Source organism: Streptomyces sp. NPDC056600 (assembly GCF_042792855.1).
GTDB lineage: Bacteria > Actinomycetota > Actinomycetes > Streptomycetales > Streptomycetaceae > Streptomyces.
In genome coordinates this window covers 16,340-37,319 of the sequence record NZ_JBHTVQ010000048.1, presented here as the reverse complement: position 1 = coordinate 37,319, position 20,980 = coordinate 16,340, and the positions used below count along the sequence as shown (strand labels likewise).

Here is a 20,980-nt window from a genome sequence, read left to right as displayed (position 1 = left end):
GTCACGGCGCCCCTCCGGCGTCCGTGCCGGCGGCCCGCCGTACGCCGGTGAGCACCTTGTCCCCTTCGGTGAGCGTGCCCTTGTCCTCCGGTGTGACCTGCACGTAGCCGTCGCCGCTCGCGCCGGTCCGCACGGGCACCCGCCGTTGGGCGCCTGTCCCGTCGACGACGGTGACCAGGGTCCTGCCGTCGGTGCCGGAGGCCACCGAGGTCACCGGCACGCTGAGCACGGGACCGTCGGTCGAGGCGGCCTGCACGGTGAGCCGGACGTCCTGGCCGGCGAGGTCGCCGGGGAGGGCCTTGCCGGGCCGGACGACCATGAGGAAGCCGGACCTGCCGGCCGGCTGGGTCCCCTGGTCGCCCTGTTCGGCGGTGCCGGCGGCCTGCTCGGCGGACGGGGAGTCGGCCACCGACTGCACGGTGCCCTTGGCGGCGGTACCGGTGATCTCGGAGAGGATGTCGGTCTTCATGCCGGACTTCACCAGGCCCTGCTGGTGTGCCTGGAGGTAGCCCTGGACGACGAGTTCGCCCGAGGACACCTTCATCACCGGGCCCGACACCTCGGTGCCGACCGAGGCCGAGAGGCTCGCGACGCGCGCCGGGAAGGACTTCAGGAAGACGACCTCGGAGGACGGCAGCATGGCGCCGGACGCCGCCTGCGCCTCGGCGAGGTCGGTGCGGGCCTCCGCCAGGTCCTCCTGGGCGCGGGCCAGGTTCTTGCGGGGGCCCTCCAGTCCGTTCTGCGCGTCGCCGCCGCTCGCGCTCCCTCCGCCGCTCGCGCCGGGGGCGTTCGGGGCGGGGCTCTGGGCCGCCGTGCCGTCCGACGCCTCGTCCCCTTCCCCGTCCGCGTCGCCGCTGCCGTTCCCGGAACCCGCGGTGGCGTCGCCGGCGCCCGCCTGCGCGGCGTCCTCCGCGTCGTCCAGGGCGTCCTGCGCGTCGGCCACCGCGCGCTCCAGCGACTTCACCTGGTCCTCGGCGGCCTCCACCTCGGTGTCGTCCTCGCCGCCCGCCGGTACCGGGTCGTAGCCGAGGGAGCCGTAGAGGGCGGTGACGGCGGCCTTGGTGCCGGATCCGTAGGTGCCGGACGGGTCCGGCGAGGTGCCGTGACCGAGTCCGGCCAGCGCCTTCTGCAACTGGACGACGTCGGCGCCCTCGGAGCCCGGCTTGAGGTCGCGGTACACCGGCAGGTCACCCTTGAGCGCGATCACCGGGCGGCCGGAGACCTCGATCAGCACCCTGCCGGGGGAGATCTTCGCCCCCGCCTTCAGCGGGGTCTTGGTCACGGTCGGCGCGCCGCCGCCCCCGTCCTCGCCGCCGACGGCCGAGGGGGTGACGTCCACGCTCTGTTCCGCGACCACGGTGCCGCGCAGGATCACGGACGTGGTGAGCACCTTGCGTTCGGCCGGGGCGGTCAGCACGTCCGCGGGCGGCGCCTTCGACTCGGCGGCCGCCTGGGCCGGTGACTTGATCAGCATGGAGGCGCCCAGCCCGGTGCCGGTGAGGGCGACCGCGCCGGCCGTCACGGCGATCAGCCACCGGCGGCCGCGGGCCGCACCGCTCGGCGCGGCGCCGCCCGCGGGGTCGTCGTCCCCGGCCGCCGCCGGAGCCGGTGCGGGCTCCTCCGTCGCGAGGACCGCCGTGTCCTCGAGGAAGGGCTCCTCCCCCGGGCCGGAGGTGTCCTTGCGTCTGCCGAAGCCCCCGAAGGGTCCGCGCCCCGTCATCAGTTGCTCTCGAGCGCGCTCTTGGCGTTGGCGAGGTAGCCCTTGTTCCACTCGGCCATGACCTCGAACTCCTCGGCGTGCTGGTCGATGGCCTCCTGCTGGAGGGGCACGATCACCTTGAGCCAGGCCTGCTCCAGGGCCGCCTTCTTGTTGCAGGAGCTGTCCGCGACGGCGACCTGCTTCTCCTCGTCGGTCGCGACGGCGGAGACCCGGGCGCCCTCGGACGGCTTGGACGCCTTGGCCGTGCCCTTGCCCAGGAAGCGGCCCGCGGCCTCCCGCGGGTGGGCGAAGACGAAGCCCTGCTCCTTCATGCAGGAGCCCCACTTCTGGACGGCCTTGGTGAGGGCCTGGTCGGACTCCGCCTGCTGCGTGGTGGCGCGGACGACCTCGTCCACCTTGCCGCCGGCGTCGTTCACGTCGGGCAGACCGTCGGACAGCTTGCGGTCGACCTCGCCCTTGCAGCCGCCCTTCGGCACCGCCTTGCCGTTGACCGTGGCGGCGCCGGTGCCCAGGCGCACGGCGTTCTCGGCGTCCGAGCCCGCCTTGCCGTCGCCGCGGTCGGTCGCGACCGTCCCGCCGCCCTTGGGGTGGTAGCCGTACGCCGAGGCGTGGTCGGACGGCAGCATCCGGTAGTCGGAGTCCCGCACCGGCTTCTCGGTCCCGGTCTCGTCGCCCGCGGCGGCGGTGTCGGTGAAGCCGTACTTCTCCATGCACTGCTGCATCAGCAGGTCCGAGGCCCGGCGGATGGTGCGGCTGTCGTCCTCGGACAGCTCGGAGTAGGCGGCCAGCGGCAGCGCCTGGGACGTGGTGCCGTTTCCGGCCTGCGCGGCGGAGGCGCCCTTGCCCTTCGACGCGCCGTCCTCGTCGGAGGCGCCGCAGGCGGTGACCGCCGTCAGCAGGAGGGCCGGCAGGGCGCAGCGCAGCGCGGTGCGGTGGGCGGAGCTGAGCTTCATGTCTGTTCTCCGGATACGGGGATGGACGGTCGGTGGGTGCGGGTGTGGTCAGCCCTTGTGCCGCGCGAGGACCTCACGGGCGTTGGCCAGCCGGGTCTCGCGGTCCTTCCCGGCCGCCTCCAGCTCGGAGGTGTGCCGTGCCATGAGGGCCCGCTCGGCGGCGCTCTCGGCCTTGTGCCAGACGGCGACGAGACCGGTCCGCTCCTTGCAGGCCACGTCGGCGACCGCGGTGCGCTTCTCGGCGTCGTCGGCCGGCGGGTCGCGGGGGAAGGACTTGTCGTTGGGCGGCTCGAGCGGGCTCCGGTAGGAGAAGCCCTTCTCCTTCATGCACGCGGACCAGGCGGCGAAGACCGCGACCACCTTCGGGTCCTTCTGGGAGTCCCGGTAGGCCTCGGCGTAGATGTCCCTGGTGACCGGTGTCAGGTCGCGGTTGTCGTCACGCTCGGCCAGGGTGCGCCGGGCCTCGCCCAGACAGCCGCCCTCGGGGACCGGGCGCCCCTTGTACTCGGTGGTCTTCGGGACGTCCGCGTACGGCATGGGGGAGCCGTCCTCCTCGTAGGCCGTTCCCCCCGTGATGAGCGTCAGCGCCGTGTCGTCCGGCTGCTGTTGCTCCGCGTCCGGCCCCGGGGAGGCCGCCAGGCCCGGGGGAAGCCGGTAGCCGTGGTCGCGGGCCCACGCCTCGACGGTGACGCCGTAGGGGGCCTCGGGCGACGGCTCGGTCACGTCGGTGTGGGGCGAGCGGTAGTCCGCGCCGAGATCGGCGAGACATTCGTTGACGAGCAGCTGCTCCGCGGCGCGGAGTTCGGCGAGCTCGCCGTTGTCGAGCCGGTACCGGTCGATCGGCATTTTCAAGGGGGCGGGAATGCGTAATTCCTCTTTCGACACCGAGGCGGAGGCGGAAGGGGAATTCCCGGCTTCCTTTTCCGTTCCGGTTCCACTCGAACAGGAGGTGAGAAATGCGCAGGCGGTCAGCAACAACAAGGGCGCGAGGCCCTGCTTGGCGAAAGAGTGCATCGTTCCGCTCATGGAGGTGGGGAGAGGGACGGGTGCCCGCCTTTCGGCGGGCACCCTCTTCCTCGGATCCGGAGTTCGGTCTACCAGAAGCTGTGCGAGGCGTTCTCGTTGTAGACGTTGTCGAACTGGCCGTCGCCGGTACCGGCGGGCAGGGTGTCCGAACGGCCCGTGTAGGTGCCGTTGTTGAAGTTGCTGTTGTACCAGATGCTGACGTGCAGGTACGTCTCGAAGTTGAAGCCGCCGGCGGCGTTGTTCTTGACGACCTGCCCCTTGCCGTTCCCGGTGCTCAGGTAGGTGTTGTCGGCCAGGTTGGCGTCGTTGTAGAAGAAGTCCGACCGCGAGCCCGCGTAGCCGGTGTTGAAGTAGTAGCAGAGCTCGCCGGTGTTGCAGGAGCCGTCCCGGTCCGCGGCCGCGGCCGGGGTGGAGAGGGCCAGGCCCAGGCCGGCGGCGGTCGTGACCGCGGCGAGCAGAACCGCGCTGAAGCGCTTGGTCATGAAAGTCTCTTCCTCGGTTTCTCGACTGACAGGTGTCGACACCGGGAATGGGCGTTTCCGCCGTGTTTCCCGAGGCCGACATCCACGCTACCGAGGGAGATCCAAAAGCCTGCCGGCCATTTGTCCTGATGCCGTTGATCTTGACGGCGAATTCGGGCCACGGTGAATACAGCGAGCGAAGATCGTCTCTTGCGGGAATGTTTGGTTCCTCCCGATAAGGGAGGGGGGCACCCGTGTTGATCAAGACGCGCTCCGAGGGCGGTCAACATTGGCCCGATTCGAATGCTTGTTCACGGAGGGGTCCACCCACAGCTCCCAGCGCGGGCTGGTGGCGACCGACCGGAGCTGCTCCGGCGCCAGTTCGGTTCCTGTGGCGACGACGACCACGCGGATGCCGTCGGGGCGCAGGACGTCCGCCGCGTACTCGCCGGAGCGGTTCTCACGGCTCAGCAGGACCGAGCCGTCGCTCAGGCTGGAGGAACGGCACCGGTCGTCGTCCTGGTCCGGGCAGGCCTGACGCTCGGCGAGTTCGTCCCCGGTCGCCTTCCCCGGGTCCGGCTGCCGGCTCCTGCCGCCGGAGTCCTTGCCGCGACCCCGGGCGGGGTCGGAGGCGGCGGGGTCCTGCGGCTCCCCGGTGCCGGCGAGGCCCGCCTGCAGCCAGACGGTGACCTTCCCCCCGCCGGCCAGGGTGACCTGGCCGCGGACCTGGACGACCGGGTGGTGGGGCACGCTGTCCGTGCCGGAGAACTCGGCCACCTCGGGCCGGCCGGGGAGGAGTTCCGCCAGCAGCGCGGCCGCGGCGGCCCCGGTGACGGGCTCCTTGCCGACGGGCGCCGAGGCGCCGGGGCCCGCGGGCCCCGGCGGCAGGGCGACGGTGGCCGGCCGGTCCGGGTCCCCTGGCAGGGCCAGGACGAGCGAGGCGCAGGTCAGCGCGGCCGCGGCGACGCAGGCGGTGCTCCAGGCGGCGACCCGCCTGCGGCGCCGGATGTGGTTCCCCCTGGTGATCGCGCCGGACACCAGGTGATCTGTGCGCAGGGGGATGCCCTCCAGGGCGGCGGTGATGTCGCGGGAGAGTTCGCCGCCGAAGCGCAGGTCGTCCTGCGGGGTCGGGTCGTGCCGCATGGTGCACCGTCCTTTCCGGTGGCGGATCGGCGTTCGGTCATGGGGTGAGGCGGGACGCCGCGGAGTCAGACCATCGCCGTGGACCCCTGTTCCTCGCCGATCAGCTTGCGCAGCTTCGCCAGCGCACGGCTGCTGCGGTTGCGGACGGTGCTCTGGCTCATCCCGAGCATCGACGACGTCTCCTGGACGCTGCGGTCCTCCCAGTAGCGGAGGACCACGACCGCGCGGTCCCGCTTCTGGAGCTTGCCGAGGGCGGCGACGAGGGTGACGCGCAGTGCGCCGTCGCCCTCCTCCGCCGCCTCCTCCTCGGGCAGCACCGCCACCGGCTGTTCCGAGGAACGGCGCAGTCGCTTGTGGGAGATGTAGGTGCGCATCAGGACGGTGTGGGCGTAGGCGTGCGGGCTCTCCGCCCGGCGGACCCGCGACCAGGCGGCGTAGACCTTGCCGAGGGCGGTCTGCACCAGGTCCTCCGCGAGGTGCCAGTCGCCGCACATCAGCAGGGCGGAGCGGAACAGCCGCGGCGTCACGGCACGGGCGAAGGCCTGGAAGTCGTCGAGCGCACCGGCAGTCCGCACTCGTCCCCGCCCTTCCCTCGGTTCAGCTCCTCACCCGTATGACGCTTCGGCGGTACGGGTGTGTCGCAGGGGTCCGGGAAATTTTTTTCCGGGGGTCCGGGGACGCGGGACGACGCGGGACACGGACAGGCGAAACGGCCTGTGCCCCCGCCGGAGGGCGGGGGCACAGGCCGTCGGGCCGGGAGGCGTCAGCCGGATCAGAAGGCCTCTTCGGGCAGCTCCATGATGTCCAGGTCGACGCTCTGGGCGACCTTGCGGGCGAGGGTGACGCCCGGCAGCACGGTCTTCGCGAAGAACTTCGCGGCCGCGATCTTGCCGGTGTAGAACGCGACGTCCTTGCCGGTGGCGGTCTGCAGCTTCTCGACGGCCACGGCCGCGCCCTTGAGCAGCAGGTAGCCGACGATCACGTCACCGGCGGCCATCAGCAGCCCGGTGGTGTTGAGGCCGACCTTGTAGATGTTCTTGACGTCCTCCTGGGAGGCCATCAGGTCGTTCAGCAGCTGGCCGACGATCGCCTCGAGCTCACCGGCCGCGCGGCCGAGCTGCTCGCGGGAGGCGGCCAGGTCCTCGCCGCCGATGTTCTGGCCGATGAAGGACTTGATCTCCTCGGCGATCGCGGTGAGCGGGGCGCCGCCGGTGCGGACGATCTTCCGGAAGAAGAAGTCCTGGCCCTGGATCGCCGTGGTGCCCTCGTAGAGGGTGTCGATCTTGGAGTCCCGGATGTACTGCTCGATCGGGTACTCCTGGAGGAAGCCGGAGCCGCCGAAGGTCTGCAGGGACTGCGCCAGCTGCTCGTAGCCCTTCTCGGAGCCGTAGCCCTTGACGATCGGGAGCAGCAGGTCGTTGAGGGCCTGCTCGGCGGAGGCGTCCTCGCCGTTCGCCTCCTTGACCTGGATGGCGTCCTGGACGGAGGCGGTGTACGTCACCAGGGCGCGCATGCCCTCGGCGTACGCCTTCTGCGTGAGCAGGGAGCGGCGGACGTCGGGGTGGTGGGTGATGGTGACCTTCGGGGAGCCCTTGCCGCCGGCCAGGTCGTTGCCCTGGACGCGCTCCTTGGCGTACTCCAGCGCGTTGAGGTAGCCGGTGGAGAGGGTGGAGATCGCCTTCGTGCCGACCATCATGCGGGCGAACTCGATGATGAGGAACATCTGGCGGATGCCGTCGTGCTTGTCGCCGACCAGCCAGCCCTTGGCGGGGTGCTGGTCGCCGAAGGTCATCTCGCAGGTGTTCGAGGCCTTGAGACCCATCTTGTGCTCGACGTTGGTGGCGTAGACGCCGTTGCGCTCGCCCAGCTCACCGGTCTCGAAGTCGAACTCGTACTTCGGGACGAGGAAGAGGGACAGGCCCTTGGTGCCGGGGCCGGCGCCCTCGGGGCGCGCGAGCACGTAGTGGAGGATGTTCTCCGACATGTCGTGCTCACCGGACGTGATGAAGCGCTTGACGCCCTCGATGTGCCAGGAGCCGTCCTCCTGCTGGACCGCCTTGGTGCGGCCGGCGCCGACGTCGGAGCCCGCGTCGGGCTCGGTGAGCACCATGGTGGCGCCCCACTGACGCTCGACGGCGATCTCCGCGATCTTCTTCTGGACCTCGTTGCCCTCGTCGTACAGGACGCCGGCGAAGGCCGGACCGGAGGCGTACATCCAGATGGCCGGGTTCGAGCCGAGCAGCAGCTCCGCGTACGACCAGATGAGGGAGCGCGGCGCCGGGGTGCCGCCGATCGCCTCGGGCAGGCCGAGGCGCCAGTACTCGGAGTCCATGAAGGCCTGGTAGCTCTTCCGGAAGGACGCCGGAACGGGCGCGGTGTTGGTGGTGGGGTCGAACACCGGGGGGTTGCGGTCCGCGTCGGCGAAGGACTCGGCCAGCTCGTTCTCCGAGAGGCGGGCTACCTCTTCGAGGATGCTGCGAGCGGTGTCGACGTCCATCTCCGCGAACGGGCCGGTGCCGTACAGCTTGTCGCGCCCGAGGACCTCGAAGAGGTTGAACTCGATGTCGCGGAGGTTCGACTTGTAGTGCCCCATCGACGGCTCCGTAAGGGATCAGGTGGCGGTTCCGGCGGTCTACCGGCAGGTAACAACGATGATGCTACCCGTCGGTAATAAGCCGCAACCCCGCATGGGCCATCTGTGACCGAACACTCCCGCCCTGGCGGCATCGTGCCTGGTGGAGGGGGTGTTGGGTCTCCGGGCTGTTACCGGCGGTAGCCCGCGGGTCGGCCTGCGCCGCCGGGAAATCGCGTGGCCCGCACGCTCCGCCCCCGCCTGTCGTCGCCGCATGACCGCGACGAAGAGGACGACGAGCACCACGACCCTCTGGCGCCCCGTGGGCCCGGAGGAGCTGGCGCTGGTCGCGGCGTCCGGTCACCGTGCCTGGCCGCCGCGGCTGCCGGAGCAGCCGATCTTCTACCCGGTGCTCAACGAGGACTACGCCGTCCGCATCGCCCGGGACTGGAACGTGCCTGCCTCCGGATCGGGCTACGTGACCCGCTTCGAGGTGGAGAGCGACTTCCTGGCCCGCTACCCGGTCCGTCAGGCCGGCGGCGAGACCATCCTGGAGCTCTGGGTGCCGGCCGAGGAGCTGGACGAGTTCAACCGCCACATCGTCGGGCGCATCGAGGTCGTGCGGGAGTTCCACGCCCCGCGGTGAGCCGGGTGCGGCACGATGGACGCGTGGCCGCCGTGAAGCAGCAGCAGGAGCCCGGCGGCGGACGCCGGGGCGCCGGACGTACCGTCGCCACCTGGGGCTGCGCGGCGCTCCTGGCGGGGACCTCCGCCGTGACGGCGTTCCGGGTCGCCGACGCCGACGGCCCCACCCCGGTGCCGCAACTGCTCGCGTTCCTGCCCTGGTTGCTGGTCCCGGCCGGTCTGGGACTGCTGTGCGCGCTGCCCGCCCGGCGTCCGGCCCTGGCCGTCTGGGGAGCGGGGCTGACCGCGCTCCTGGCCTGGTACACGGCCGCGCCCGGCGCGGTCCGCGCCGCCGAGGGGGTTCCGGCGGCCGAGGGGGCTCCCTCGGCCGAGCTGCGGGTGCTGACCGCCAACCTGCAGTTCGGGCAGGCCGCCGACGCCCTGGTGGACCTCGTCCGGCGTGAGGAGCCGGACCTGGTCTTCGTCCAGGAGTGCGACCCCGCCTGCGTGCGGGAGCTGGCCGGCGCCCTCGCCGCCACCCATCCGCACCACCACGCGGTGGAGGCACGGGGCCCGGCCGGGTCGGTGATCCTCTCGCGGCGGCCCCTGACGCCGGCCGCGGGCGTCCCGGCGGAGATGGGGCAGCCGGGCGCCTTCGTCGAGGCGGACGGCCACCGGGTGCGGCTCCAACTGGCCCACCCCTCTCCCCCGACCCCGGGGCGGCTCGCCGCCTGGCGCACGGAGCTGGACGGCCTGCGCCGCTGGGCCCGGGCGCAGGGTGCCCGCGGGCCCGCGGCCCGGGAGGGCGGAGCCGCCGCCGAGGACACCCCCGTGATCCTCGCCGGCGACTTCAACGCCTCCCGCGACCACGCCGCCTTCCGCCGCCTGCTGGACGACGGGGACCTCGCGGACGCGGCCGCCCTGGCCGGCGCCGCCCGCGCGACCAGCTGGCCGGTGACGGGCGGGCCGGCCCCGGGCGTCCAGATCGACCATGTGCTGGTCTCCGCCGGGTTCGCCGCCCGGGACGCGCGCTTCCTGGAGATGGAGGGCTCGGACCACCGGGCCCTGCTGGTGACCCTCGCCCTCCGTCGTTAGTTCTCCTCCGCCGGGTCCTGCCCGGCGTCAGACACCGATGTCCTCGCCGTCCTTCCGCCACACGGCGACCACGGAGGGCCGGACGTAGGTGCCCGGACCGTCGGGCCACTGCGAGGCCGGGTGGGCGACGTCGGCCCCGGCGATCTCGCCCGGGTGCTGCACCGACACCAGGACCCGCCGGTCCTGGACGACCGGACCGCAGGTCTCCGCGCCCTTCGGCATGGTCAGGAACTGCTTGAGCTCACCGCGCCGCTCGCCCGTGGTGGCCACGCCGAACAGGCCGTCGTGGTTGCCGAGCGCGTTGCCGTCGGTGGAGATCCACAGGTTGCCGTGCGGGTCGAACGCCACGTTGTCCGGGCAGGAGATGGGGCTGACCTTCTCCTTGGGGAAGCCGGCGAAGTAGGTCGCCGGGTCCGTCGGGTCGCCCGCGACCAGGAACAGCTTCCAGGCGAAGGTGAGGGCGTCGGCGCGGTTGCGGGACTCGGTGAGCTCCAGGACCTGGCCGTGCTTGTTGAGGTTGCGCGGGTTGGCCTCGTCCGCACCGGGCTTGTTGGTCTTGCCGCGGTCGGTGTTGTTGGTGAGCGCGATGTACACCTTGCCGGTGCGCGGGTTGGGCTCGACGTCCTCGGGGCGGTCCATCTTGGTGGCCTGCCGCTTGTCGGCCGCTATGCGGGTGAAGACGAACACCTCCTCGGCGGTCATGCCGTCGACGTGCGAGACGGCGCCCCTGGCGGTGGCGGTGGCCAGCGGGACCCACGTGCCGCCGCCGTCGAACTCGCCGTCGGAGGGCAGCTTGCCGGTGCCGTCGAACTCGGCGGCCGGGGAGTCGCCGGTGAACCGGGCGACGTACAGCGTCCCCTCGTCCAGCAGCGTCAGGTTGTGCTCGCGGGCCGCACGGGAGGTGCCCTTCGCCATCCGCTTCGAGCCGACGAACTTGTAGACGTAGTCGAAGCGCTCGTCGTCGCCGGAGTAGATCACCGGGCGGCCGTCGTCGGTGAGACGCACGGTCGCGGCCTCGTGCTTGAAACGGCCCAGCGCGGTGTGCTTGCGCGGAGTCGAGTCCGGGTCGGTGGGGTCGAACTCGACGACCCAGCCGAAGCGGTGGACCTCGTTGGGCTCCTGGGCGACGTCGAAGCGCTTGTCGAAACGCTCCCACTTGCGCTCGGTGGCGCCGGTGCCGATGCCGTACCGGGCGTCGGTGGGGCGCGAGGCGTTGGCGAAGTACTGGTTGAAGTTCTCCTCGCCGTGCAGTGTGGTGCCCCACGGGGTGGTGCCGCCCGCGCAGTTGTTGAGGGTGCCGAGGACCGTGCGGCCGGTCGGGTCGGCGGAGGTCTTCAGCAGGTCCGAGCCGGCCGCGGGACCGGTGAGCCGGAACTCGGTGGTGGCGGTGACACGGCGGTTGAGGTGGTGACGGCGGACCGGGCGCAGCGCGCCGGTGCGACGGTCTTCCTCGACGACCACGGCGGACAGGCCGTGTGCCGCCCAGGCGATCTCCACCTGGGCGGGGGTCGGGTTCGCGGCGTCGTAGTCGCGGAACATCAGGATCTCGTCGGTGTACTCGTGGTTGGCGACGAGGATCTGACGGTGCGGCTCGCCCCGTAGCGGGAGCAGCGCCAGGAAGTCGTTGTTGTAGCCGAACTGGCCGGCCTGGGCGGCGGCACTCTGGTGCTCCGGGTCGAACTCCGGGGCGCCGCGCAGGATCGGTTCGCCCCAGCGGATCACCACGTTCTGGCCGTAGCCGTCGGGGACGGTGACCTGGTCCGCGGTGTTCGGCGCGACCGGCGTGAAGCGCAGGCCGCGGGCGCCCTCCGCCTTTCCGGGCCTCCCGGGGCTCCCAGGGTGGCGGCCCTGACCGGCCCCGGTGGCGGGCGTGGCCTGCGCGGGCTCGGCGCCCAGGGCCGTGGTGGCGCCGGCCGCGGCGGCGACCGTCACCACGGCGGCGGCGCGCATCACCGAGCGGCGGCTGACGGCGCCGGCCACGATGTCGCCGATGTACTCGTTGTCGCTGGTGTTCGGGACCGCGTGGAAACAGGCGTCACCGCACCGGAAACGACAGGTCAGGGCGGACCGGCCGCCGGGGTGAGCGGCGGACGGCGTTCCGATGAGCGGCAGCGGTTTGCGCACTTCGTTTCTCCCCTTGTGCCCTAGGTGTGGGCGTGACGCTAGGGAGGAAGACGTGCGGGAACGGATCGTGCGGGTGAACGGAGGCTGAACCGAGGGCAGCGATACGGGTCCTGCGGCGCGGGACCGGTCATCGCGGGCGTCCTCAAACCCCTTCGGGGCATGTGTGCACCCGATGGGACGCGTCCGGTCGGGTGCGGCCGGGGGCCCGGGGCGTGCGCCCCTTACCGAGCGGCCCCAAGGGGGCCGCTAACCTTACGTGTCCGTCCTGGCCAGGGTTCGACGGGCTTCAGCTCCTCCGAAGGGTAGCGACACATGGGCATCTTCTCTCTCCTGCGGAACAAGTTCGGAAAGGCGCGGAAGGAACGCGCTGCCGATGCGGAGCCCACGGTCCCGGCGCAGGGTGGCGCCCCGGACGAGGCGTCCTCTTCTTCCTCTTCTTCCGCTTCTTCCGCTTCTTCCACCACTTCTCCTGCCTCCGCTTTGGATTCCTCCTCGGCCGCCGAGCCCGACGCCTCGGCGAAGGTGTCGGCGCCGGCCTCCTCGCCCGAGCAGCCGACCGGGGACACGGAGCACGAGCTGGTGTCCGCCGCGTTCGACGGCGTCGCCATCCCGTCGCCCGCCGCGCCGGGTGACGACGCCGTCCCGGCGGCCAGAGAGTCCGCCGCCGACGGGAAGGCCGCCGACGGGAAGGCCGGCGACGGGAAGGCCACCGATGAGAAGGCCGCCGACGGCACCCCGGTGCCGCAGGCCGTGGCCGAGCCGGAGGACCTCGCCGAGGCGGAGGCCAAGATCGAGGCCCGCATCGAGGAGGTGAAGGAGGAGGGGACCGGCGAGGACGCCGATGCCACCGCCCCTGCTCCTGACGCCGCCGAGGACGAGGCCGCCGCGGAGGAGCCCGCCGCGCAGGACGACGCCGAGGCCGGGAGCAAGGACGCCGAGGCGGCTGCGGAGACCCCCGCCGAGGACGAGAAGCCTGCGGCGAAGCCCGCGGAGGCCGAGGCCGAGCCCGCCGCGAAGGCCGACGAGGACGAGGCGCCCGCGAAGGCCGAGCCCACCGAGGACAAGGCCGCCGCGAAGGACGAGCCCGCGGCTAAGGATGAGGCCGCCGCCAAGGGCAAGGCTGCCGCGAAGGACGAGCCCGCCGCGAAGGATGAGGCCCCCGCCAAGGATGAGGCCGCCGCAAAGGACGAGCCCGCGGCTAAGGATGAGGCCCCCGCCAAGGACGAGCCCGCGGCGAGGGATGAGGCCGCCGCCAAGGGCAAGGCCGCCGCGAAGAACGAGCCCGCCGCGAAGGATGAGGCTCCCGCGAAGGACGAGGCCGCCGCCAAGGGCAAGGCTGCCGCGAAGGACGAGCCCGCCGCGAAGGATGAGGCCCCCGCCAAGGACGAGGCCGCCGCGAAGGATGAGGCTCCCGCGAAGGACGAGCCCGCGGCGAAGGAGAAGGCTGCCGCCAAGGGCAAGGCCCCCGCCAAGGACGAGCCCGCGGCTAAGGATGAGGCCGCCGCCAAGGGCAAGGCTGCCGCGAAGGATGAGCCCGCGGCCAAGGATGAGGCCCCCGCCAAGGATGAGGCCGCCGCCAAGGATGAGGCTCCCGCGAAGGACGAGCCCGCGGCTAAGGAGAAGGCTGCCGCCAAGGGCAAGGCCCCCGCCAAGGACGAGGCCCCCGCCAAGGAGAAGGCCGCCGCGAAGAGCAAGGCCACCGCCAAGGGCAAGGTGGCTGACGCCGTGCCCGCCGCGCTCGCCCCCGCGTACTCCGCCGCGTCCGCCGCCCTGGAGGCGCGTGGTCTCGCGAAGGCGCAGGCACGCGTGTACCTGGTGCTCGACCGGTCCGCGTCGATGCGCCCCTTCTACAAGGACGGCTCCGCCCAGGCGCTCGGCGAGCAGGCCCTCGCGCTGGCCGCCCACCTCGCCCCCGAGGGCGCGGAGAAGGCCGCCCTCCCCGTCGTCTTCTTCTCCACCGAGATCGACGGCACCGGCGAGCTCACCCTCGCCGAGTTCGAGAACAAGGTCGACGACCTGCACGCCGACCTCGGCCGGATGGGCCGCACCAGCTACCACGCCGCCGTCGAAGAGGTCCTCCGCCTCCACGACGCCTCGGCGGACCCGAAGGCCCCCGCCCTGGTCGTCTTCCAGACGGACGGCGCGCCCGACGCGAAGACCCCGGCCACCCAGGCGTTCACCGACGCCGCCGCCTCGCACCCGGCCGTGTTCTTCTCCCTCGTCGCGTTCGGCGAGCACGACAACAAGGCGTTCGACTACGCGCGGAAGCTGAAGACCGGCAACACCGCGTTCTTCCACGCCGGCCCGACCCCGCTGGAGCTCACCGACCGCGAGCTCTACGACGGCGTCCTCGCCGACTGGGAGCCCGCCTCCAAGTAGGTCCGCCGCCGGGCCCGCCGCCCGGACTTCCGGCCCGCAAGATCAACGGTGCCGCCCCCTTCCCACTGGGCAAAACGGGAGGCGGGCGGCACCCCCGCGTCGGCTACGATTCCAAGGTTCGAAGACATTGCGACCTGGGAGCAGCCCCGTGGCTCGACACCTCATCACCAGCGCCCTTCCGTACATCAACGGGATCAAGCACCTGGGCAACATGGTGGGGTCCATGCTCCCGGCCGACGTGTACTCCCGGTACCTGCGCCAGCGCGGTCACGACGTCCTGTACATCTGCGCCACCGACGAGCACGGCACCCCCGCCGAGCTGGCGGCGAAGGAGCGGAACCTGCCGGTCGCCGAGTTCTGCGCGCAGGCGCACGACGCGCAGAAGGCGGTCTACGACGGCTTCGCCCTCGCCTTCGACCACTTCGGCCGCAGCTCCTCGCGGGAGAACGTCGAGATCACCCAGCACTTCGCCCGGAAGCTGAACGAGAACGGCTTCATCGAGGAGCGGGCAATCCGCCAGGTCTACTCCCCGGCGGACGGCCGGTTCCTCCCGGACCGCTACGTCGAGGGCACCTGCCCGCACTGCGGCTACGACAAGGCCCGCGGCGACCAGTGCGAGAACTGCACCCGCGTCCTCGACCCGACCGACCTGATCAACCCGCGTTCGGCGATCTCCGGCTCCACCGAGCTGGAGGTCCGCGAGACCAAGCACCTGTTCCTGCTCCAGTCCAAGCTCCAGCACGAGGTCGAGCAGTGGGTGTCGGCCCACGAGGAGCAGTGGCCGCACCTGTCCTCCTCCATCGCCCGCAAGTGGCTGACCGAGGGCCTGCACGACCGCGCGATCACCCGTGACCTCGACTGGGGCGTCCCGGTCCCGGCCGACACCTGGCCGGAGCTGGCCGCCGAGGGCAAGGTCTTCTACGTCTGGTTCGACGCCCCGATCGAGTACCTGGGCTCCACCAAGGAGTGGGCGGACGTCGACCCGGCCGCCCGGGACTGGAAGTCCTGGTGGTACGAGGCCGACGAGAGCGTCCGCTACACGCAGTTCATGGCGAAGGACAACGTTCCCTTCCACACGGTGATGTTCCCGGCGACCCAGCTGGGCGTGCGCGAGCCGTGGAAGAAGGTCGACGTCGTCAAGGCGTTCAACTGGCTGACGTACTACGGCGGCAAGTTCTCCACCTCGCAGAAGCGCGGCGTCTTCACCGACCAGGCGCTGGAGATCCTGCCGGCCGACTACTGGCGCTACTTCCTGATCGCCAACGCCCCGGAGTCCGACGACTCGTCGTTCACCTGGGAGCACTTCACGGCGACGGTGAACAAGGACCTGGCCGACACCCTCGGCAACTTCGTGAACCGGGTGCTGTCCTTCTCGAAGAAGCGCTTCGGCGAGGAGGTCCCGGCGGGGGCCGAGGCGGGCGAGGCCGAGGCGAAGCTGGGCGAGCAGATCGCCGCGCTGCTGGCCGAGTACGAGACCCAGATGGAGGCCCTCCAGTTCCGCAAGGCCGCGGCCGCGCTGCGCGCGCTGTGGTCGGCGGGCAACTCCTACCTGGAGGAGAAGGCCCCCTGGCTGGAGATCAAGACGGACAAGGACGGCGCCGCGCTGACACTGCGCACGGCGATGAACCTGATCCACCTGTACGCGATCGTCTCCGAGCCGTTCATCCCGGCCAGCTCGGCGGCGATGCGTCAGGCGTTCCAGCTCGACGGCGACACCGCCACGTGGGTGTCGGCCGAGGAGGCGCGCGCGCTGGCGTTCCTGCCGGTGGGCACGCCGTTCACGGTCCCGCCTGTGCTCTTCGCCAAGCTGACCGAGGACGACCTCGAGGCCTACAAGGAGCGCTTCGGCGGCGAGTGACCCGGACGCGTCACGGGTTTTCCACAGGCTGGTGACGGGCGGCGCCCGTTGTCGTACCCGCGTGCGAGGATCACTGTCGGTAGCGGACGACCGTCCGCTGCCGCAGTGATCGTCACCGACCGTGGGGGGAACCATGGCTCTGTTCGGCAACGCGCACCCGATCGACCCGGCCCAGGCGCAGCAGGAGTACGCCCGCCTGATGGGCCAGGGCGAGCAGGTGCGGGCCGCGTATCTGCTGATCCGCGACACCATCATGCTCACGGACCGCCGCCTGATCCTGGTGGACAAGCAGGGCATCACCGGTAAGAAGACCGAATACCACTCGATCCCGTACCGCTCCATCACGCACTTCGCGGTGGAGACGGCCGGCACGTTCGACCTTGACGCGGAGCTGAAGATCTGGGTGTCCGGCTCCTCGATGCCGATCCAGAAGACCTTCACCAAGGGCGTCGACATCTACGAGGTGCAGGCGATCCTCACGCAGTACGTGGCGAGCTGAGCCGCCCGGGCGGTGAGGACCGGCGCGCCGGGGTGCGGAATCCGCGCATCCCGGGCGTTGTGCCCCTCCCGGCTTCGCAACTGGGGGCCTTGGGCCTTAGGTTGCCGCTCATGGCAATTCCCCAGGTCATCCCGATCGCCCATGAGCCGGACGGCCGTACGGCCACCATCGGCCGCTACGCCGACGGCCAGTTCCTGGCGTCGGTGACGTACGCGTACCCCGTCGGGTACCGCCCCGACGACGAGTGGGAGCGGCAGCGGCGGCTCTACGCCGTCCTGCACACCTTCGACGCGGACGGCGTCCACCGGGACACCGACGTCTGGTTCGGCGGCACCTGGGCCGACCAGCGGCGCGACCCGGCGGTCCTCGGCCAGGCCGAGGCCCACCTGACCAAGCTGCTGGAGACCCTGCCCTCCCGCACCTACGGCGACATCGCCGTCCGCCCCTTCCGCCGCACCGTCGACGGGGTCCTCTTCGGCCTCCTCGTCGAGTCCGAGGACGAGGGCGACGAGTGGACCGAACTCCACCCCGACCGCCTCGGCTTCGGCCCCCCGTGGAACGGCGCCTACGAGGCCTGACGGTCGCAGTCGTCACCTTCGTGCCACACCGGCTGCCCGATCGTGTGAGGCCCGGGCGAACCAGACGCTCCCCGGGCCCGCCGCCTCTACGTTCGGCCATATGACCGATGACCGAATCGATGGAGCACACAGCGGAAGGAGTGCCCGTGGCGGCCGCCCTGCGTACGCTGAAAACGTCACCTACCCACGAGGGGGCAGACGTGAGTTCCGCCGACGAACATACCGGTGTGCTGAACCAGGAAGAGTTCGAGGAGCTGGCCCGGATGGCCGACCGGGTCAACGAGGCGGTCCGGCTGGAGTTCATCGAGGGGCGGGTCCTGGAGAAGCCCATGCCCGACGGTGACCACGACACCATCGTCGAGTGGCTGACTCGCGTGTGCATCCAGTCGCGATCCGACTGGTGGCTCTACCCCGATCGAGGCCTTCGCATCGACGGCTACCGTCAGGGCAATGCCCGCCCTGACGGTTCGCTCGCCGTCACCGGCACATTCGCCGGCCAGGGCGAATGGGCGAGCCCGGACGGCGTGCTCATGGTGGTCGAGGTGACGTCCCACGACCGCGATACGCATGCTCGGGACCACGTCGAGAAGCCCCGCGCCTACGCAGGGGCCGGCATCCCCGTCTTCCTCCTCGTGGACCGCGACTCCTGCGAGGTCAAGGTCCACTCCGAGCCGGAGGGCGGCCGGTACACCCGGCAGGTCGTCGTGCCCTACGGCAAGACGGTGACCCTCCCCGACCCCGTCGGCATCGAGCTGGACACCGAGCCGCTGAAGGACTGGACGCGCTGACGCCGACGGTCCCGCTGCCCTGGTCAGCGGCACGCGGGGCACCGGGACCCGTCGGGCCGTGCGCCGGTCCGGATGGCTGTCCCTATGCACTACCCACTGTGCTGAAAACACCCAGCCAAACCCCACCCCTCCCTCCCGTCGGCCCCGACTCACTCCCGCGAGTGAATATGCCCGGGAGGGCTGGATTTGGCCCCGGTTGCCTGCCTTACGCTCAGCGCGACACAACCGCAGACATGTGACGGCCCCCGCCGGGACTGGCATCCCAGTGCGAGGGCCTGACCACCGAGGAAGAAAGCCGCTTCCCGATGGACACCGAAAACCCTAGCGCGCCCTCGCGCGCCCAGTCCCGTAACCGCGGCACAAACCACCCCGCCGGGCGGTCGTTCGCGGGCGTCGTCCACGACAACGTCCGCCACACCGAGAACTTCACGGTGATCGGCAACGACCTGGCCCAGCACCAGCAACTCTCGCTGCTGGCCATCGGGCTGGCCTGCTACATCCAGTCGGTCCGCACCGGCACCGCGATCGACATCAAGACCCTCGCCGCCCGCTTCCCCGAGGGCGCCGCCCGGATCTCCGCCGCCCTGCGCGAGCTCGAGGCCCACGGCTACCTGCGCCGCACCCGCGAGCGGACGTCCACCGGACGGGTCGTCACCCGCACGGTCTCCTGCAACAGGCCCGGTCACAGCGCTGCCCGGGAGACCGCCCCCCGCCGGCCCGCCCGGCGCGCCGCCGCCACCGCGGACGAGCCCTCGCCACGCAAGCGCCTCCCCGCCGTCCCCCGGCCCGCGTACCCGGCCCCCTGCTGCTGCAGGCGGCCGTCGAGGTCCTGGCCGGCCTGCGCCGCGTGGACCCGCGCCTGTTCCTGTCGGCCACCGACGCCGAACACCTCGCGCCGGGCGTCGCCGCGTGGCTGGAGCGGGACGTCCCACCCAGCGTCGTGCGCCGCGTGCTGACCGAGAACCTGCCCGACGCGCCCCTGGTCCGCCCGGCCGCGCTCCTCGCCCACCGCCTCACCGCCCAGCTGCCGCCGTTGCCGCCCCTGCCGTCCGCCAGAGCCGGGGACGCCCCGCCCCCCGACCTCCGGCACAGGCACCCGCTCCACACCTGCGAGACCTGTGACCGCGCCTTCCGCGCTCCGGAGCCCGGCCACTGCCGCGACTGCCGCGGCGAACTGGTCGCGTCCGGCAGGTGAGCCCCGAATGCGCTGCCCCAGCGACACATTCAGGGCACACCCCCCCACGCACCCACCCGCACCCGTACCCGCGCGCGCCGGAGGGCCCCGTCCTGCCGCGTGGAGGCGGCGGGACGGGGCCCTCGGGGACAGCGGTGAGGCGTGGGGCCCTCGTGGGGCCCCGGGGGACTACTTCGGCTGCGGCTTGCGGACGGAGATGTGCAGCTCGCGCAGGCGGGCCTCGTCCAGCTCGGTCGGCGCGCCCATCATGAGGTCCTGGGCGTTGCCGTTGAGCGGGAAGGCGATGGTCTCGCGGATGTTGGGCTCGTCGGCCAGCAGCATCACGATGCGGTCCACGCCCGGGGCGATGCCACCGTGCGGCGGGGCGCCGAAGCGCAGGGCGCGCAGCATGCCGGCGAACTCGCGCTCGACCGTCTCGGCGTCGTAGCCGGCGATCTCGAACGCCTTGAGCATGATCTCCGGCTCGTGGTTCCGGATCGCGCCGGAGGACAGCTCCACGCCGTTGCAGACGATGTCGTACTGCCAGGCCAGGATGTCCAGCGGGTCCTGCTTCTCGAGCGCGTCCATGCCGCCCTGCGGCATCGAGAACGGGTTGTGCGAGAAGTCGATCTTCCCGGTCTCCTCGTCCTTCTCGTACATCGGGAAGTCGACGATCCAGCAGAACCGGAAGACGCCCTCCTCGAAGTGACCGGCCCGCTTGGCGGCCTCGACGCGGACCGCGCCCATGATCTTGGAGACCTCGTCGAACTCGCCGGCGCCGAAGAAGACGGCGTGACCGGCGGCCAGGCCGAGACGCTTGGTCAGCTCGGCGACGTTCTCCTCGGTGAGGAACTTGGCGATCGGGCCGGTCAGCGAGCCGTCCTCGGTGACGCGGACCCATGCGAGGCCCTGCGCGCCGAGGTCGACGGCGAACTGGCCGAGCTGGTCGAAGAACTTGCGCGGCTGGGCGGCGACGTCCGGCACCGGCAGGGCGCGGACGTGCTTGCCGGCGAAGGCCTTGAAGTCGGAGCCCTCGAAGACGTCGGTGATGTCGACCAGCTCGAGCTTGGCGCGCAGGTCCGGCTTGTCGGAGCCGTACTTCAGCATCGACTCGCGGAACGGGATCCGCGGGAAGGGCGAGGTGACCTCGCGGCCGTTGCCGAACTCGGTGAAGAGCTCGGTCATCAGCTTCTCGATCGGCTGGAAGACGTCCTCCTGCTCGACGAAGCTCATCTCGACGTCGAGCTGGTAGAACTCGCCCGGCGAACGGTCGGCGCGGGCGTCCTCGTCGCGGAAGCAGGGCGCGATCTGGAAGTAGCGGTCGAAGCCGGAGATCATCAGCAGCTGCTTGAACTGCTGGGGCGCCTGCGGCAGCGCGTAGAAGCGGCCCGCGTTCAGGCGGGAGGGCACGACGAAGTCGCGGGCGCCCTCGGGCGAGGTGGCGGTGAGGATCGGCGTCGCCATCTCGTTGAAGCCGAGCGCGGTCATCTTGTGCCGGATGGCGGAGATGACGGCGGTGCGCAGCATGATGTTGCGGTGCATCCGCTCGCGGCGCAGGTCGAGGAAGCGGTACTCCAGACGGCGCTCCTCGTTCACCCCGTCCTCGGCGTTGATGGTGAACGGCAGCGGGGCGGCCGCGCCGAGCAGCTCGACCTCGGCCACCTCGACCTCGACCTCACCGGTCGGCAGGTCGCCGTTCACGTTCTCCGCGCCGCGGGAGACGACCTTGCCGTCCACCCGGACGGTCGACTCCTTGGACATCTTGTCCAGGGCCTCGTACGCGGCGGTGCCGGGACGGGCGACCAGCTGGGTGATGCCGTAGTGGTCGCGCAGATCGATGAAGAGGATGCCGCCCAGGTCGCGCCGATTGTGCAGCCAGCCGCTCAGCCGGACGTCGGTGCCGACGTCAGAGGCGCGGAGCTCGCCGCAGGTGTGGGACCTGTACCGATGCATCGTCGTTCATCCAGTCTTCGTGGAAGCGGGGTC

At 71.6% G+C, this 20,980-nt stretch carries 16 protein-coding genes and 1 pseudogene; 8 read left to right on the top strand and 9 right to left on the bottom strand.

Annotation, left to right across the window (positions count from 1 at the left end):
• Nucleotide 1: 1 nt before the first annotated feature.
• The 7 genes from ACFRAV_RS22680 to ACFRAV_RS22650 form a co-directional block, all read right to left on the bottom strand.
• Entirely contained in the window at nucleotides 2-1,720 is a 1,719-nt protein-coding gene (locus tag ACFRAV_RS22680) for a peptidoglycan-binding protein (RefSeq protein ID WP_382558086.1), read from the bottom strand.
• On the bottom strand, nucleotides 1,720-2,673 hold the full coding sequence (locus ACFRAV_RS22675; protein ID WP_382558085.1) for a hypothetical protein: 954 nt from the start codon (nucleotides 2,671-2,673) through the stop codon (nucleotides 1,720-1,722). Before ACFRAV_RS22675 ends, ACFRAV_RS22680 begins: the two co-directional genes overlap by 1 nt.
• A 48-nt stretch (nucleotides 2,674-2,721) precedes the next feature.
• Nucleotides 2,722-3,519 carry a hypothetical protein gene (locus ACFRAV_RS22670; RefSeq protein WP_382558084.1) on the bottom strand — a complete coding sequence of 266 codons (798 nt, stop codon included), beginning with the start codon at nucleotides 3,517-3,519 and terminating at the stop codon, nucleotides 2,722-2,724.
• A gap of 248 nt (nucleotides 3,520-3,767) precedes the next feature.
• Nucleotides 3,768-4,181 carry a peptidase inhibitor family I36 protein gene (locus ACFRAV_RS22665; protein ID WP_382558083.1) on the bottom strand — a complete coding sequence of 138 codons (414 nt, stop codon included), beginning with the start codon at nucleotides 4,179-4,181 and terminating at the stop codon, nucleotides 3,768-3,770.
• A 240-nt stretch (nucleotides 4,182-4,421) separates the two neighbouring features.
• Entirely contained in the window at nucleotides 4,422-5,303 is an 882-nt protein-coding gene (locus ACFRAV_RS22660) for a hypothetical protein (protein WP_382558082.1), read from the bottom strand.
• A gap of 65 nt (nucleotides 5,304-5,368) precedes the next feature.
• Nucleotides 5,369-5,878, bottom strand: a complete 510-nt coding sequence (locus ACFRAV_RS22655) for a SigE family RNA polymerase sigma factor (protein ID WP_382558081.1) — start codon at nucleotides 5,876-5,878, stop codon at nucleotides 5,369-5,371.
• 197 nt (nucleotides 5,879-6,075) lie between these two features.
• Nucleotides 6,076-7,896, bottom strand: a complete 1,821-nt coding sequence (locus tag ACFRAV_RS22650) for an acyl-CoA dehydrogenase (protein ID WP_382558080.1) — start codon at nucleotides 7,894-7,896, stop codon at nucleotides 6,076-6,078.
• Between the two features lie 253 nt (nucleotides 7,897-8,149).
• Between ACFRAV_RS22650 and ACFRAV_RS22645 the strand changes: the two genes are divergently transcribed.
• Complete coding sequence (locus ACFRAV_RS22645; RefSeq protein ID WP_382558079.1) at nucleotides 8,150-8,521, top strand: ADP-ribosylation/crystallin J1; 372 nt, start codon at nucleotides 8,150-8,152, stop codon at nucleotides 8,519-8,521.
• A gap of 23 nt (nucleotides 8,522-8,544) precedes the next feature.
• Nucleotides 8,545-9,594, top strand: a complete 1,050-nt coding sequence (locus ACFRAV_RS22640) for an endonuclease/exonuclease/phosphatase family protein (RefSeq protein ID WP_382558078.1) — start codon at nucleotides 8,545-8,547, stop codon at nucleotides 9,592-9,594.
• A 27-nt stretch (nucleotides 9,595-9,621) separates the two neighbouring features.
• On the opposite strand, the gene ACFRAV_RS22635 is transcribed toward ACFRAV_RS22640, so the two are convergent.
• Nucleotides 9,622-11,718, bottom strand: a complete 2,097-nt coding sequence (locus ACFRAV_RS22635) for a PhoX family protein (protein ID WP_382558077.1) — start codon at nucleotides 11,716-11,718, stop codon at nucleotides 9,622-9,624.
• A 480-nt stretch (nucleotides 11,719-12,198) separates the two neighbouring features.
• Between ACFRAV_RS22635 and ACFRAV_RS22630 the strand changes: the two genes are divergently transcribed.
• The 6 genes and pseudogenes from ACFRAV_RS22630 (at nucleotide 12,199) to ACFRAV_RS22605 (ending at nucleotide 19,015) form a co-directional block, all read left to right on the top strand.
• Entirely contained in the window at nucleotides 12,199-14,097 is a 1,899-nt protein-coding gene (locus tag ACFRAV_RS22630) for a VWA domain-containing protein (protein ID WP_382558076.1), read from the top strand.
• Between the two features lie 148 nt (nucleotides 14,098-14,245).
• Nucleotides 14,246-15,955 (top strand): methionine--tRNA ligase, encoded by a 1,710-nt coding sequence (gene metG, locus ACFRAV_RS22625; protein ID WP_382558075.1) that lies wholly within the window; start codon nucleotides 14,246-14,248, stop codon nucleotides 15,953-15,955.
• Nucleotides 15,956-16,088: 133 nt separating this feature from the next.
• The gene (locus tag ACFRAV_RS22620) at nucleotides 16,089-16,454 is read left to right on the top strand and encodes a PH domain-containing protein (protein WP_382558074.1); all 366 of its coding nucleotides are present in this window, start codon (nucleotides 16,089-16,091) and stop codon (nucleotides 16,452-16,454) included.
• A gap of 110 nt (nucleotides 16,455-16,564) precedes the next feature.
• The gene (locus tag ACFRAV_RS22615; RefSeq protein WP_382558073.1) at nucleotides 16,565-17,032 is read left to right on the top strand and encodes a hypothetical protein; all 468 of its coding nucleotides are present in this window, start codon (nucleotides 16,565-16,567) and stop codon (nucleotides 17,030-17,032) included.
• Nucleotides 17,033-17,259: 227 nt separating this feature from the next.
• Nucleotides 17,260-17,820 (top strand): Uma2 family endonuclease, encoded by a 561-nt coding sequence (locus tag ACFRAV_RS22610; protein ID WP_382558072.1) that lies wholly within the window; start codon nucleotides 17,260-17,262, stop codon nucleotides 17,818-17,820.
• A gap of 305 nt (nucleotides 17,821-18,125) precedes the next feature.
• Nucleotides 18,126-19,015, top strand: a pseudogene (locus ACFRAV_RS22605) (helix-turn-helix domain-containing protein).
• A 168-nt stretch (nucleotides 19,016-19,183) separates the two neighbouring features.
• Here the strand turns inward: ACFRAV_RS22605 and aspS are convergent.
• Nucleotides 19,184-20,947: an aspartate--tRNA ligase gene (aspS, locus tag ACFRAV_RS22600; protein ID WP_382558071.1), complete on the bottom strand. Its 1,764-nt coding sequence runs from the start codon at nucleotides 20,945-20,947 to the stop codon at nucleotides 19,184-19,186.
• Nucleotides 20,948-20,980 lie beyond the last annotated feature (33 nt).

Coding starts and splice junctions, on each gene's coding strand:
- ACFRAV_RS22680 (WP_382558086.1), bottom strand. CDS start 1,720: ATGACGGGGCGCGGACCCTTCGGGGGCTTCGGCAGACGCAAGGACACC.
- ACFRAV_RS22675 (WP_382558085.1), bottom strand. CDS start 2,673: ATGAAGCTCAGCTCCGCCCACCGCACCGCGCTGCGCTGCGCCCTGCCG.
- ACFRAV_RS22670 (WP_382558084.1), bottom strand. CDS start 3,519: ATGCCGATCGACCGGTACCGGCTCGACAACGGCGAGCTCGCCGAACTC.
- ACFRAV_RS22665 (WP_382558083.1), bottom strand. CDS start 4,181: ATGACCAAGCGCTTCAGCGCGGTTCTGCTCGCCGCGGTCACGACCGCC.
- ACFRAV_RS22660 (WP_382558082.1), bottom strand. CDS start 5,303: ATGCGGCACGACCCGACCCCGCAGGACGACCTGCGCTTCGGCGGCGAA.
- ACFRAV_RS22650 (WP_382558080.1), bottom strand. CDS start 7,896: ATGGGGCACTACAAGTCGAACCTCCGCGACATCGAGTTCAACCTCTTC.
- ACFRAV_RS22645 (WP_382558079.1), top strand. CDS start 8,150: ATGACCGCGACGAAGAGGACGACGAGCACCACGACCCTCTGGCGCCCC.
- ACFRAV_RS22620 (WP_382558074.1), top strand. CDS start 16,089: ATGGCTCTGTTCGGCAACGCGCACCCGATCGACCCGGCCCAGGCGCAG.
- ACFRAV_RS22615 (WP_382558073.1), top strand. CDS start 16,565: ATGGCAATTCCCCAGGTCATCCCGATCGCCCATGAGCCGGACGGCCGT.
- aspS (WP_382558071.1), bottom strand. CDS start 20,947: ATGCATCGGTACAGGTCCCACACCTGCGGCGAGCTCCGCGCCTCTGAC.